Origin of the sequence: Kineococcus vitellinus, assembly GCF_009906315.1 — a bacterium.
GTDB lineage: Bacteria > Actinomycetota > Actinomycetes > Actinomycetales > Kineococcaceae > Kineococcus > Kineococcus vitellinus.
This window is the reverse complement of record NZ_JAAALL010000113.1, coordinates 1-12,943: the sequence shown is the minus strand read 5'-3', so window position 1 is coordinate 12,943 and position 12,943 is coordinate 1. Positions and strand designations below refer to the sequence as shown.

15 protein-coding genes are annotated in these 12,943 nt (G+C 76.8%); 6 read left to right on the top strand and 9 right to left on the bottom strand.

All coding sequences use genetic code 11. The annotated features are described in order from the left end of the window. On the top strand, positions 1–302 hold a 302-nt coding region (locus tag GTQ99_RS11620; protein ID WP_166615893.1), incomplete at its 5' end, for a hypothetical protein. Positions 303–330: 28 nt separating this feature from the next. On the opposite strand, the gene GTQ99_RS11615 is transcribed toward GTQ99_RS11620, so the two are convergent. Next, the gene (locus tag GTQ99_RS11615) at positions 331–1,668 is read right to left on the bottom strand and encodes a class I SAM-dependent RNA methyltransferase (protein ID WP_338074935.1); all 1,338 of its coding nucleotides are present in this window, start codon (positions 1,666–1,668) and stop codon (positions 331–333) included. Next, positions 1,665–3,761 carry an amino acid permease gene (locus GTQ99_RS11610; RefSeq protein WP_166615892.1) on the bottom strand — a complete coding sequence of 699 codons (2,097 nt, stop codon included), beginning with the start codon at positions 3,759–3,761 and terminating at the stop codon, positions 1,665–1,667. Before GTQ99_RS11610 ends, GTQ99_RS11615 begins: the two co-directional genes overlap by 4 nt. 101 nt (positions 3,762–3,862) lie before the next feature. Here GTQ99_RS11610 and GTQ99_RS11605 point away from each other — a divergent pair, with 101 nt between their 5' ends. Both GTQ99_RS11605 and GTQ99_RS11600 read left to right on the top strand, forming a co-directional pair. Next, on the top strand, positions 3,863–4,528 hold the full coding sequence (locus GTQ99_RS11605) for a potassium channel family protein (protein ID WP_338074934.1): 666 nt from the start codon (positions 3,863–3,865) through the stop codon (positions 4,526–4,528). After that, complete coding sequence (locus GTQ99_RS11600) at positions 4,528–5,187, top strand: potassium channel family protein (RefSeq protein WP_166615891.1); 660 nt, start codon at positions 4,528–4,530, stop codon at positions 5,185–5,187. The genes GTQ99_RS11605 and GTQ99_RS11600 overlap by 1 nt, the downstream gene beginning before the upstream one ends. A 20-nt stretch (positions 5,188–5,207) precedes the next feature. Here the strand turns inward: GTQ99_RS11600 and GTQ99_RS11595 are convergent, their stop codons facing one another. The 4 genes from GTQ99_RS11595 to dut form a co-directional block, all read right to left on the bottom strand. Next, positions 5,208–5,891, bottom strand: a complete 684-nt coding sequence (locus GTQ99_RS11595; RefSeq protein WP_166615890.1) for a DUF3159 domain-containing protein — start codon at positions 5,889–5,891, stop codon at positions 5,208–5,210. Beyond that, positions 5,888–6,289: an OB-fold nucleic acid binding domain-containing protein gene (locus GTQ99_RS11590; protein ID WP_420814548.1), complete on the bottom strand. Its 402-nt coding sequence runs from the start codon at positions 6,287–6,289 to the stop codon at positions 5,888–5,890. Before GTQ99_RS11590 ends, GTQ99_RS11595 begins: the two co-directional genes overlap by 4 nt. Before the next feature lie 85 nt (positions 6,290–6,374). Then, the gene (locus GTQ99_RS11585; RefSeq protein ID WP_166615888.1) at positions 6,375–7,295 is read right to left on the bottom strand and encodes a DUF3710 domain-containing protein; all 921 of its coding nucleotides are present in this window, start codon (positions 7,293–7,295) and stop codon (positions 6,375–6,377) included. Continuing rightward, positions 7,292–7,816, bottom strand: coding sequence for a dUTP diphosphatase (dut, locus tag GTQ99_RS11580; protein ID WP_166615895.1), 525 nt, complete (start codon positions 7,814–7,816; stop codon positions 7,292–7,294). Before dut ends, GTQ99_RS11585 begins: the two co-directional genes overlap by 4 nt. A gap of 124 nt (positions 7,817–7,940) precedes the next feature. Between dut and GTQ99_RS11575 the strand changes: the two genes are divergently transcribed. Then, positions 7,941–8,300, top strand: a complete 360-nt coding sequence (locus tag GTQ99_RS11575; protein WP_166615887.1) for a DUF3093 domain-containing protein — start codon at positions 7,941–7,943, stop codon at positions 8,298–8,300. On the opposite strand, the gene GTQ99_RS11570 is transcribed toward GTQ99_RS11575, so the two are convergent. Continuing rightward, a complete protein-coding gene (locus GTQ99_RS11570; protein ID WP_166615886.1) occupies positions 8,301–8,600 on the bottom strand; it encodes a DUF4193 domain-containing protein in 300 nt (99 codons plus the stop codon). It lies immediately after the preceding gene. Positions 8,601–9,097: 497 nt separating this feature from the next. Here GTQ99_RS11570 and GTQ99_RS11565 point away from each other — a divergent pair, with 497 nt between their 5' ends. Next, a complete protein-coding gene (locus GTQ99_RS11565) occupies positions 9,098–9,445 on the top strand; it encodes a hypothetical protein (protein ID WP_166615885.1) in 348 nt (115 codons plus the stop codon). 134 nt (positions 9,446–9,579) lie between these two features. Here GTQ99_RS11565 and GTQ99_RS11560 read toward each other — a convergent pair whose 3' ends face one another. Continuing rightward, positions 9,580–10,443: an inositol monophosphatase family protein gene (locus GTQ99_RS11560; RefSeq protein ID WP_338074931.1), complete on the bottom strand. Its 864-nt coding sequence runs from the start codon at positions 10,441–10,443 to the stop codon at positions 9,580–9,582. Continuing rightward, positions 10,440–11,576: a ferrochelatase gene (locus tag GTQ99_RS11555; RefSeq protein ID WP_166615884.1), complete on the bottom strand. Its 1,137-nt coding sequence runs from the start codon at positions 11,574–11,576 to the stop codon at positions 10,440–10,442. Before GTQ99_RS11555 ends, GTQ99_RS11560 begins: the two co-directional genes overlap by 4 nt. A 162-nt stretch (positions 11,577–11,738) precedes the next feature. Between GTQ99_RS11555 and sepH the strand changes: the two genes are divergently transcribed. Next, on the top strand, positions 11,739–12,943 hold a 1,205-nt coding region (gene sepH / locus GTQ99_RS11550; RefSeq protein ID WP_166615883.1), incomplete at its 3' end, for a septation protein SepH.

Genomic DNA, 12,943 nt, shown 5'->3' with positions numbered 1-12,943 from the left:
CCCAGCACCGGGCCGACGCCCGCCCGCAGGTGGCGATGCCCACCCGCCGCACCCCCCTGGCCGTCGAGCTGGCCGACGCGGGCTCGCCCGCCCTCCTCGGCGCCGTGCTCGACGGCCTGCGCGCCGTGCCCGAGCGCGAGGTCCCCGACCGGCGCGCGCGGCTGCGCGCCGCGGCCCGCACCCGCTGGGAGCGCGTGGACCTCGCCGGCGTCCTGCTGGTCACCCGCGCCGGGGTCGCCGCGTCGGTGCTGCTGACCGCGCTGCTGGTGCTGTGGCTGGCCCACGTCGGCCGGCTCGCCTGAGGGCGGCGCACCGGCCGGCCGGGCGGCCTCAGCCCTGCGGGACGAGCAGGGCCACGCACTCCACGTGGTGGGTCTGCGGGAACAGGTCGAAGGCGCGCAGCGCCTCCAGCCGGTAGCCCAGCTCGGCGAAGGCGGCGAGGTCGCGGGCCAGCGCGGCCGGGTCGCAGGCGACGTAGGCCACCGCGCGCGGGCGCAGCGCGGCGATCCCCGCGACGGCCTCCCGGCCCGCGCCGGCGCGCGGGGGGTCGAGCACGACGACGTCGGTGCGCCGCCCGCGCAGCTCGGCGTCGGCGAGCGCCTCCTCCACGCGCCCCTGCCACATCTCGACGTGGCGCTGGTCGTGCAGGGACTTGCGCGCGTCGCGCACCGCCCGTTCCTCGCCCTCCACCGACAGCACGGAGCCGTCGGGGCCCACGGCGCGCGCCAGCAGCGCGGTGAACAGCCCGGCACCGGCGTACAGGTCCAGGGCCGCCTCGCCCTCGCGCGGTGCGAGCGCGCCCAGCACGGCCTCGCCGAGCACGGCGGGCGCGGCGGGGTGGACCTGCCAGAACCCGGCGCCGCCGACGCGGAAGGCGTGCTCGTGCCCGCGCACGAGCACCCGCTCCCCCACCCAGGTGCGCCCCGAGACCCGGTGCAGCCCGTCGGCGGTGCGCACGGCCACCGACGCGTCCGGCAGCTTGGGCAGGTGGGCGTGCCGGCCGGGCGCGGGGGTGACGACCACCAGCGGCGGCGCGCCGTCGGAACCGGCGGCCACCTCGACGGTGCCCACGTTGCCGAAGCGCGCCCCCAGCACGCCGCTGCCGACGACGGCCCCGGTGCTGATGGGGCAGTCCTGCAGCGGGACGACCTCGTGCGAGCGGTGCTTGCGCAGCCCGGTGCGGCCCTCGGCGTCCACGGCGAACTGGGTGCGGGTGCGCCAGCGCAGCCCCTCGCCGACCTCCTCGACGACGACCTCGCGCTCCACGCCGGCCAGGCGGCGCAGCTGCTCGGCGACGACCTCCGCCTTCAGCTCGCGCTGGCGCTCGCCGGTGGCGTGCTGGAAGTCGCAGCCGCCGCACAGCCCCGGCCGGGCGACCGGGCAGGCCGGCTCCACCCGCTCCGGCGCCGCCCGCAGCACCTCGACGGCGTCGGCGCGCCAGAACGCGGAGCCCTCCGCCCCCTCGGTGACGCGCGCGCGCACCCGCTCGCCCGGCAGGGCGTGGCGCACGAAGACGACGCGGCCCTCGTGGCGGGCCACGCAGTGCCCGCCGTGGGCGACCGGGCCGACCTCCAGGAGCAGCTCGGTGCCGACCGCGTCGGCACCGCCCGCGCTGCGCGCGCGGGTGCGGCGGCGCCGGGGCGCGGCGCCCTCGCCGGCGGGGCTCACCGGGTCCCCCGGGTGCCCGCGCCGGTGCCCTCGCCGGCGGCCCCGTCGGCGCCGGGGTCGGCCGGTGGCGGCACGGAGGGCGAGGGGCCGAAGGTGCCGCGGCGCACGACGCCGGGCGCGGCCCGCTCGGCGCGCTCCTCCAGGCCCTCGGAGCTGGCCAGCTGCCACGGCACGCTGGCCACCATCACGCCCGGCTGGTAGCGCAGCCGGGCCCGCAGCCGCAGCGCGGACTGGTTGTGCAGCAGCGTCTCCCACCAGTGGCCCACGACGTACTCGGGCACGTAGACGACGACCAGGTCGCGCGGGTGGCGCGCCCGCAGGGCCTTGACGTGCTCGACGATCGGCCGGGTGATCTCGCGGTACGGGGAGTCCAGCACGGTCAGCGGCACCGGGACGCCCAGCGCCTCCCAGCGCTGCTGCAGGGCGGCGCTCTCCTCGGGGTCGACGGCCACGGTGACGGCCTGCAGCTCGGTGGGCTTGGCCGCCCGCGCGAACGCCAGCGCCCGCAGCGTGGGCTTGTGCAGCTTGGAGACGAGCACGACGCTGCGCACACCGGTCGGCAGCGCCTTCGCCTTGGCGTCCGGGGCGATCTCCAGCTCGCGGGCCACCGAGGTGTAGTGGCGGCGGATGAGCTTCATGTTCACGAACACGAAGACCATCGCCAGGATGGCGATCCAGGCGCCCTGGGTGAACTTCGTCAGCAGGACGATGACGAGCACCAGGCCCGTCAGGCCCAGGCCGACGGAGTTGATGACCCGCGAGCGGCGCATCTGCGCGCGCCGGGCCGGGTCGGTCTCGGTGCGCAGGTGCCGCGTCCAGTGCCGGACCATGCCGGTCTGGCTCATGGTGAAGGACACGAAGACGCCGACGATGTAGAGCTGGATGAGCCGGGTCACCTCGGCGTCGAAGGCGAGGATGAGCACGATCGCCGCGACGGCCAGCGCGATGATGCCGTTGGAGAACGCCAGCCGGTCGCCGCGCGTGTGCAGCTGCTTGGGCAGGAACCCGTCGCGGGCCAGGATCGAGCCGAGCACCGGGAAGCCGTTGAAGGCCGTGTTGGCGGCCAGCACGAGGATGACGCCGGTGGCGGCGGTCACGACGTAGAAGGCGACGGGGAAGTGGTCGAAGACCGTGGCCGCCAGCTGCCCGATGATCGGGTCCTGCACGTAGCCGTCGCCCACGGGCACCCCGTCGCGCAGCAGCTGGGTGGCCGGGTCCTCGGCGAAGCGGATCCCGGTCGCGCGCGCCAGCGCGATGATGCTGACGAGCATCGTCACGCTCGTCAGGCCCAGCAGCAGCAGCGTCGTGGCGGCGTTCGCGCTCTTCGGCTTGCGGAAGGCGGGCACGCCGTTGCTGATGGCCTCCACACCGGTGAGGGCCGCGGCGCCGGAGGAGAACGCGCGCAGGATCAGGAAGGCGCCGGCCAGGCTGGTCAGGCCGCCAGAGACGTCGTGCTCCGCGGTGAGGTCCAGCCCCGCGCTCGGCGCGTCCGGCAGGTCGCCCAGCAGCAGCCGCACGAGGCCCCACAGCGCCATCCCCAGGATCGAGGCCATGAAGATGTACGTGGGGACGGCGAACGCGGCGCCGCTCTCCTTGAGCCCGCGCAGGTTCACCGACATCAGCAGCACCACCAGCGCGACGGCGAACAGCGCCTCGTGCCCGCGCAGCAGCGGGACCGCCGCCGCGGCGTACTGCGCGCCCGAGGAGATCGACACCGCGACGGTGAGGACGTAGTCCACGAGCAGCGCGCTGCCGACGGTCAGGCCGGCGTTGGGGCCCAGGTTGACCGTCGCGACCTCGTAGTCGCCGCCTCCCGAGGGGTAGGCGTGCACGTTCTGCCGGTAGGAGGCGACGACGACGAACATGACGACGACGACCGCCAGCGCGATCCACGGCGAGAAGGCGTAGGCGGCGATGCCCGCGATCGAGAGGGTCAGGAAGATCTCGTCGGGCGCGTAGGCGACCGAGCTCAGCGCGTCGGAGGCGAAGACGGGCAGCGCGATGCGCTTGGGCAGGAGGGTCTCGGACAGCCGTTCGCTGCGGAACGGCCGCCCGACCAGCACGCGCTTGACCGCGTCGGTCACAGAGGGCACGTCTCAGGATGGTAGGTCCTGGGGCGGGGTCTGCCGTCCGGGCGGGCGCCCGGACGCGGTAGCGTCGCGCGGGCTGGCTGGATCGAGGGACCGGAGCGGACGTGCACTTCGTGATCATGGGTTGTGGCCGGGTGGGCTCCAGCCTGGCCCTGACCGTCGAGGCCCGCGGGCACAGCGTCGCCGTGGTGGACCAGGACGCCGACGCCTTCCGGCGCCTCGGCCCCTCCTTCGCCGGCCAGCGCGTCACCGGGGTGGGCTTCGACCACGACACCCTCGTCGAGGCCGGCATCCACGAGGCCGGCGCCTTCGCGGCCGTCTCCTCGGGCGACAACTCCAACATCCTCGCCGCGCGGGTGGCGCGGGAGAAGTTCGACGTGCAGAACGTCGTCGCGCGCATCTACGACCCCGGCCGCGCCGAGGTCTACCAGCGCCTGGGCATCCCCACGATCGCCACGGTGCGCTGGACCGCGGACCAGGTGCTGCGCCGCCTGGTGCCGCAGGGCGCGCTCAGCGAGTTCCGCGACGCCTCCGGGCGGGTGGTCCTCGTGGAGGTCCCCGTCCACGACGCGTGGGTGGGGCACCCGCTGTCCGCGCTGGAGGCCGCCGCCGGGGTGCGCGTGGCCTACGTCACCCGGCTGGGGCAGGGCATCGTCCCGGTCCGCGGGATGGCCCACCAGGAGGGCGACGTGGTGCACGTCGTCGTCGCCGACGAGCGCGTCGCGACGGCCACGGCCGTGCTCGCCGCCGCTCCGGGAGGGGAGTCCTGATGCGGGTCGTCATCGCCGGCGCGGGCATCGTCGGGCGCTCCATCGCGCGCGAGCTGCTGGCCAACCGCCACCGGGTGCTGCTCATCGACCGCAGCCCGGCCGCCATGAAGATCACCAGCGTGCCGGACGCGCAGTGGCTGCTGGCCGACGCGTGCGAGATCTCCAGCCTCGACGAGGCCGAGCTGGCCGACTGCGACGTCGTGGTGGCCGCCACCGGCGACGACAAGGCCAACCTCGTCGTCTCCCTGCTGGCCAAGACGGAGTACGGCGTGCCGCGCACCGTCGCCCGGGTGAACAACCCCAAGAACGAGTGGCTCTTCGACGAGGCGTGGGGGGTCGACGTCGCCGTCTCCACGCCGCGGCTGATGACCGCCCTCGTCGAGGAGGCCGTCAGCGTCGGCGAGCTCGTGCGGCTGTTCACCTTCCAGCAGGGGCAGGCCTCGATGGCCGAGTACACCCTGGAGGAGCACAGCCCCGTGCTGGGCCGCACCGTCGGGGAGGTGCGGCTGCCGCGCGACACCGTCCTCGTGGCGATCGTGCGCGCCGAGCGGCCGCTGCCGCCGACGCCCGACGACGTCCTCGAGGCCGGCGACCACCTGCTGTTCCTGTCGGTGCCCGACGCCGAGGCGGACCTGCGCGCCATCCTCGGCACGCGCTGAGCGCGGGTCCGGCGCGGCGCTCAGGCGCCGGCGCCGGGCGCCAGCGGGGTGCGGCCCTTGAGCAGCAGCAGGCTCGCGACGGCGACCCCGGCGACCAGCAGCGGCCAGCCCAGCACGAGCTTGCTCACCGCCAGCGCGGTCGTCTCCCCGGACAGGTACAGCGGCAGCTGCACCCCCGCCCGCACGACGTAGCCGGCCAGCAGCAGGGCCGTCAGCTTCTGGCACAGCGAGACGATGCCGCGGTCGCGCCGCCACGCCGTCGGGTCCTCGGTGACGGCTCCCACGAGGAAGCCCACGACCGGCCAGCGCAGCAGCATCGAGACCGCGAAGACGACGGCGAGGGCGCAGTTGAGCAGGATGCCCGGCAGGAAGACGTCCTCGGCGCGGCCGGTGCGGGAGGCGATGAACGCCGCCACGGCCGTCGTGAGGATGCCGCCCAGGGCGTGCTGGACGGTCTCCCGGCGCGCCAGGCGCGCCACCAGCGCCACGAGCAGGACGGCCACCGAGGCGCCCACCGACGTCAGCACGTCGCTGGTGAGCAGCCAGGTGACGAGGAAGGCCAGCGCGGGGGCGGCGGAGTCCAGCAGCCCCCGCCAGCCGCCCAGCGCCACCGACAGCCGCCGGCGCACGAGCTCCTCGACGGTGCTCGGCGCCGCCTCGGGCGCGGCGCCCGCGACCGCGGGACGGTCGGCGTCCGCGCTCACGCCTTCTCGGGGCAGATGAGTTCGTACACGGGGTTGAAGATGACCCGGTGGCCGTCGTCGCAGGCGACCAGGCCGCTGGCCTTGACGCGCCTGCCCGCCTCGACGCCGGCGATGCGGCGCCGGCCGAGCCAGACGAGCGAGACCGAGCCGGAGCCGTCGAACAGCTCGGCCTCCAGGGCGGGCACGCCCCCGCGGGGACGGGTCGTCACCGAGCGCAGCGTCCCGCAGACGCAGGCCTTGGTGCGGTCGGGGACCTGCCCGCACGGCGTCCCGCCGTTGCGGACGGCGTCCTCGGTGGCCTCCTCGGCGGCCAGGTCGGACTCCGAGGCGGTGAACCGCTGGAGCGCGCGGCGCCACAGCGGCGTGCTCAGCACTGAGGTCTTCGACACGGCACCCACAGTAGGACCCTCCCGACGTGACCGTGGTGGAACGCCCCCGCGCGGTGCGCTGTTCCCCCGGGAGGGCGTCGGCGACGAGGGCACGTCAGCGCACCTCGGTGATCTCGGGGCCGCGCTCGAAGGGCTTCAGCTCCTCGCGCTGCTGCGCCCCGCCGCCCGCCCGCTCCTGCTCCTGCTCGTCCGCCGGCCCGTCCTGCGGCGCCGCGGGAGCGGCGCCGGGCTGCTGCGGCAGCGCCAGCGGGATCAGCTCGCGGGGGGCCATGGCCTCGGGGCCGCGGACGACGACGACGTCGCGCACCACGGCCTCCAGCTGCGCGGCCGCCGCGGCGTCGACGGCGGCCGGGCCGGAGAAGACCGCGCGCAGGAACCAGCGCGGGCCGTCGACCCCGGCGAAGCGGGTGGGCTGGTGACCGGTGCGCCCGTCCTCGGTGCGCACCGGCAGCCGGCACAGCAGCTCGCGCCCCAGCGGCCCGGTGCGCTCCTCGGCCGCGCCGCCCTGCGCCACGACCGCCTGGGCGATCTCGGGGCGGATCTCGTCCCAGACGCCGGAGCTGCGGGGCGCGGCGAAGGTCTGCAGCTGCACCGTGGAGCCGCCCAGGACGACGGTGACGGCGATGACGCGCTGCGAGGCCTCCTCGACCTCGAAGCGCAGCTCCATGCCCTCGCGGCCGGCCAGGCGCAGCCCGCCCAGGGGCAGCCGGCCGTCCTCGTCCTCGACCTCGGAGACGTCGAAGGGGCCGCCGGAGCGGTCGAAGGCGACCTCGTCGACGGCCTGGTCGACGGCCCCGGCGGCGTTCGCGTCGGCGGTCTCGGCACCGGGGGCGTCGACGTCGCCGACGGCCTCGCGCGCCTGCGGGTCGTCGACGACGCCGTGGGCGGCGGTGGCGGGCTCGGCGCCGCTCTCCGCGGTCGTGGCGCTCGCCCCGTCCCCGGACGCGGTCGTGCCGTCGGCCGCGCCGTCCCGGACGGCGGAGTCGGCGACCTTGCGGCGGCGGAACAGGCTCACGGTCGCTCCTCGGGGTTCTCGATCGGGTCGGTCGACGGGGCGGTCGGCGCCTCGGTCGGCGCCTCGGTCGGCGCGGTGGCCACCAGCGCGTGCGCACCGCCGGTGGAGCCGTGCCCGCCGCTGCCGCGCACGGACCCCGGCAGCTGCGCCACCGGCACGAAGCGGACGCGCTCGACGCGCTGGACGACGAGCTGGGCGATGCGGTCGCCGGCCGCCAGCTCGACGCTCTCGCGCAGGTCGGTGTTGTGCAGGGTGACGCGGACCTCGCCGCGGTAGCCGGCGTCGACCGTGCCGGGGGCGTTGAGCGTCGTCAGCCCGCGCCGGGCGGCCAGGCCCGAGCGGGGCACGACGAAGGCGGCGTAGCCGTCCGGCAGCGCGATGGAGACCCCGGTCGGGACGGTGACGCGCTCCCCCGGGCCGACGACGACGTCGACGCGGGTGGTGAGGTCGGCACCCGCGTCGCCCGGGTGGGCGTAGGTGGGCAGGGCTTCGGGCACGCCGAGCACCGTGGGGACCTCCAGGGTCGCCCCGTCCGGCTCGGTCGCGTGCGCCGCGAGGTGGTGCGTCACGGGTCTCGACCCTACCGCTGCGCCGCTCGGGGGTTCCACGCGAGGCCGTCTGCACGCGGTCGTCGGCGGAGCGCTCGTGGCGCTGCCGGTCTGGGGCGGGCGGGGAGCCCTCGTCGGCGCCCTGCTGGGCGCCGCGCTGGCCGCGGGGGTGCTGCTGAGCATGGCGTGGACGGTGGAGGTCACCGGCACGCACCTGCGGGTGGGGCGGGCGCGGCTGCCCCTCGACGTCGTCTCCGGCGTGGACGTGATCGCCGCGAAGGAGCGGCGCGCCGCCCTCGGCCCCGGGCTGGACGCCCGGGCGCACCTGGCGGTGCGCTCGTGGGTGCCCACCGCGGTGCGGGTCCACCTCGACGACCCCGCCGACCCCGCGCCCTACTGGATCGTCTCCACCCGCCGCCCGCGGCGGCTGGCGGAGGCGATCACGCGCCGCCGCTGATCAGGCGGCGCAGTCGGTGCAGATGATCCGCCCGTCCGGCTGCTCGCGCAGCTGGCTGCGGTGCACGACGAGGAAGCAGCTGGTGCAGGTGAACTCGTCCTGCTGGCGCGGCAGGACCCGCACCGACAGCTCCTCGTTGGACAGGTCCGCCCCGGGCAGCTCGAAGCCCTCGGCGGCTTCCGTCTCGTCCTCGTCGACGGTGCCCGAGCTCTTGTCGGTGCGACGGGCCTTGAGCTCCTCGATGGAGTCCTCGTTCAGCTCGTCGTCGCTCTTGCGCGGCGCGTCGTAGTCGGTCGCCATGACCTTGCCTCACACTCCATGCTTCTCGTCCGGCCTGTTGCTGCCGCGGGCTCAACGCTGTTCGCGCCCGGTCCATGCCCGAGCGAGCACGCATCATGACCTACCCGCGGGCGCACCACGAACCGGGGCGCGTCGGGAGGTGCCAACGGCCCGCGGGCACCCGCCGTTCCCGCGCCCGGTGACCAGCGGGTGACCAGCGGGTGACCAGCGGGTGACCAGCGGCCGACGGAGCCGGTGCTCCCCGGTCGGCCCCCCGCCGAGCGCCCGTCCGGGGCCCCGTGGACCGCACGGCGCAGACCCGTCCCGCAGCGCACATCCGGCGTCACGCAACGCATCGAGGGGTCCCCGGCCGTCCACAGCGGCCGACACGGGGGAGTTGGACGCGCGGCCGCGGGGCCGTACGCTGCAAGCGTCCCAGCCGCCGGCCGCTCTCCCCCGCGCACCGCGCCGGGCCCCGAGGCGCCGGGCCCCGAGATCCCCAGGGAGGTGCCGTGCCCGTGCAGGAACCCCGTCGGCTCGACGTGACCACCACGTCCGCGACCGACGCCCCGTCGGCCCCCCAGCCGACCACCGACACCGGCTCGACGACGCCGACGTTCGTGGCCGAGCTGTCCGAGCGCGTCCAGCGGACGCGCGCCACCATCGACTCCGCCGCCGCAGCCGGCGACGACGACCTCGCCCAGGCCTTCCTGGACGACCTCGAGTCCCTCGTGGACCTCGCCGCGGCCCACGACGTGGCGCTGCCCGACACCGTGGCCTACCTGGCCGACCAGCAGGTCCGCCGGCACGCCGTGGACCTGCGCGCGGTCGACCTGCGCGCGGGCTCCACCTGCGCGACCGCCTGAACCACCGACCCACCGCCCGCCGCGCCGCCCACCGGCGCCGCCCGGGCACCGCGCAGAGCCCGACCCCCGCGGGGGTCGGGCTCTGCGTCGTCCCGGCCCCGTCGCTCCGCGTCGTCGCGGGTCCCGACCGGTCCTTAGCCGAGCGCGAGGGCCTCGCGCAGCACCGGGTGCAGCGCGGGCCCCGCCGCCAGCAGGCCGTGGCCGCCGGGAGCGGCGCCGCCGAAGTCGGTGACGACGGCCCCCGCCTCGGTGGCGACCAGGAGCCCGGCGGCGAAGTCCCAGGGGTTCAGCCCCCGCTCGTAGTAGGCGTCCACCCGCCCGGCGGCCACCGAGCACAGGTCCAGGGACGCGGTGCCGATGCGGCGCAGGTCGCGCACCCGCGGCAGCAGCCGCGCGACCACCGCGGCCTGCTCGGCGCGGCGCCCGGCGTCGTAGCCGAAGCCCGTGGCCACCAGCGCCTGCTCCAGCGCGGGACCGGCCGGGGCGCTCAGGCGGCGGGTGCCGCGGGCGTCGGCGAGCGTGGCGCCCTGCCCGAGGCCGGCCGACCAGGTCTCCTGGCCGGCGGGGTCGTGCACGCACCCGGCCAGGACCGTCCAGGTGGCCGGCTCCGGCCGCCCGAGGGGGCGGGTGGCGTCGCGCACGCACGCCACGCTCACCGCGTACGCGCGCAGGCCGTAGAGGTAGTTGACGGTGCCGTCGATGGGGTCGACCACCCACGTCAGCCCGCTGGAGCCCGGCTCGTGGCCGCCCTCCTCGCCGAGGAAGCCGTCCCCGGGCCGCAACCGCGCCAGCTCGGTGCGCAGCAGCCGCTCGGAGGCGGTGTCCATCGCCGTCACGACGTCGGTGGGGCTCGACTTCGTCGCGGCCACCTCCACGCGGTCCGGGCGGCCGCTGGAGATGAGCTCCCCGGCGGCGCGGGCCACCTGCTCGGCCACCGCGCGCAGCGCGGCGACCTCCTGCGCCCCGCCGGGGGCGCCGCCGTCCACGACGGCGCTCACACCGCGGCGGGGGCGACGTAGTCCTCGCCCGTCGCGGCGGGCAGGTCGGCGCGCAGGTTGCGGCAGCAGTCGACGGGGCACAGCACGTGCGAGGGCCCGAGCCCGCCGCTGGCCGGCTGCGGCGGGCGGCCGCCGCGCGCGACCTCGGCGCGCTCCTGCACGAGGTCGACCAGGCCGGCCACGAAGCGCTCGGAGGCGCCGACCGTCGCGGCCCGCGCGAACGGCAGCCCGATCTCCTCGGCGGTCTCGGCGGCCTCGGTGTCGAGGTCGAACTTGACCTCCATGTGGTCGCTGACGAAGCCGATCGGCGCGACGACGACGGCGCTGGTGCCGCCGGCGTGCAGGGCGCGCAGGTGGTCGTTGACGTCCGGCTCCAGCCACGGCTGCGAGGGCGGGCCGCTGCGCGAGCAGTAGGCCAGGTCCCACTCCAGCGCGCGCCCGGCCCGCTCCCCCGCCACCCGCGCGACCTCGGCGGCCACGTCGAGGTGCTGGCGCACGTAGGCGCCGCCGCCGGCCGCGGGCGGCCCGGAGGCGTCGTCCATCGCCGTCGGGATGCTGTGCGTGACGAAGACGACGCGGGCGCCGTCGCGCACGGTCTCGGGCAGGGCGGCGAGGGCGTCGGCCACGGCCGCGCCGTTGACGTCGGTGAAGGCCGGGTGGTTGAAGTAGTGCCGGATCTTGTCGACCTCCAGCGCGCGGCCCTCGCCGGCGAGGACGCCCAGCGCCCCCGCGAGGTCCTCGCGGTACTGCCGGCAGCTGGAGTACGAGGAGTAGGCGCTGGTGAAGACGGTGAGCACCCGCCGCGCGCCCCGCTCGTGCGCCTCGCGCAGCACGTCGGTGACGTAGGGGTCCCAGTTGCGGTTGCCCCACAGCAGCGGCAGCCCGTCCAGGCCGCGGGCGTCGAGCTCGCGGCGCAGCTGCGCGAGCAGCTCGCGGTTCTGGTCGTTGATGGGGCTCTTGCCGCCGAAGTGCAGGTAGTGCTCGGCCACCGCCTGCAGGCGCTCGCGGGGGATCCCCCGCCCGCGGGTGACGTTCTCCAGGAACGGCATCACGTCGTCGGGACCCTCCGGCCCGCCGAAGGACAGCAGCAGGAGGGCGTCGTAGGGGCTGGCATCGCTGCTGGCATCGCTCACGGGGCCATTCTCACCGCCGTCGCGGCGCAGCGGGGCGCCGGGTCCTCCCGGCTGCCGCCGGAGGTGGCAGAGTGCACTCCCGACACCACGTCGGCTCGCGGGTCGGCCGGCGGTCGGCAGGCTGGTCAGCGCGACGGCGACACTTCCGGGAGGGCGCCCCTCATGCAGGACCTGAGGCTCGTGGGGGTCCACGACGACGGCGAGCACGTCGTGCTCGTGGCTCCCGACGGCAACCGCTACCGGTTGCGGGTGGACGAGGCGCTGCGCGCGGCCGTGCGCCGCGACCGCGCGCGCCTGGGTCAGCTGCAGATCCAGATGGAGGCGCAGCTGCGCCCGCGCGACATCCAGGCGCGCATCCGCTCCGGCGAGAGCGCCGAGGACGTCGCGGCCGCCGGCGGGCTGACGCTGGAGCACGTGCGCCGCTACGAGGGCCCGGTGCTGGCCGAGCGCTCCCACGTCGCGGGTCTGGCGCGGCGCACGCCGTTCGGGCGCGGCGCGGCGGGCACCCTCGACGAGGTCGTCGTGGCCCGGCTGACCGCCCGCGCCGTCGACCCCGAGGGCGCGCGCTGGGACTCCTGGCGCGAGGAGGACGGCGGCTGGACGGTGCAGTGCGAGTTCGTGGCCGGTGGCCGCGGCCGCGTCGCCCGCTGGGGCTTCGACCCGGCGGCGCGGGTGCTGTCCGCGCGCGACGACGAGGCCCGCTGGCTCAGCGAGGAGGAACCGGCCGAGGCCGGCCCGCTGCCCTCGCGCCGGCTGGTCTCCCTGGTCGGCGAGGGCCGTCCCGCCTCCGAGCGCGTCTACGACGTCGAGGCCGACGGCGGCGTGCGCACCAGCGAGCGCGGCCGCCGCCAGGACGGCGCGGGCGAGCGGCGCCCGGCGCGGCCGAGCACCGGCGACATCCTCGACGCGCTGGACGCGCAGCGGGGGGTGCGGCCCTCCCCGCCGCACCCGGACGTCGAGGCGGACGGCGGTGCCGACGGCGCGGAGCCGGCGGACCGGCGGTCCGGAGAACCGGCCGGGGACCGCGCCGAGGACGGCTCCGAGGACGGCTCCGAGGACGGCTCCGGCGAGCTGCTCGACGCCTCCGCCGCCGCACCGCGGGTCGACGCGCTGCTGGCCGACCCGCCGCCCGCCCACCCCGCGGCGTCGGCGCCCGACGAGCTGCAGGACCGCACCGTGCTGCCCGCTCCCCCGGCCGCGACGACGGCCGAGCCCCGGGTCGAGGACGAGGTCGAGGGTCAGGTCGAGGCCGAGGGTGACGCGGACGCGGGGAGCACGTCCTCGGCGGGCGCTCAGTCCTTCTTCGTCCCGAACATGATCTCGTCCCAGCTGGGGACGCTGGAGCGCTTGCCGGCGCCGCCACCGCC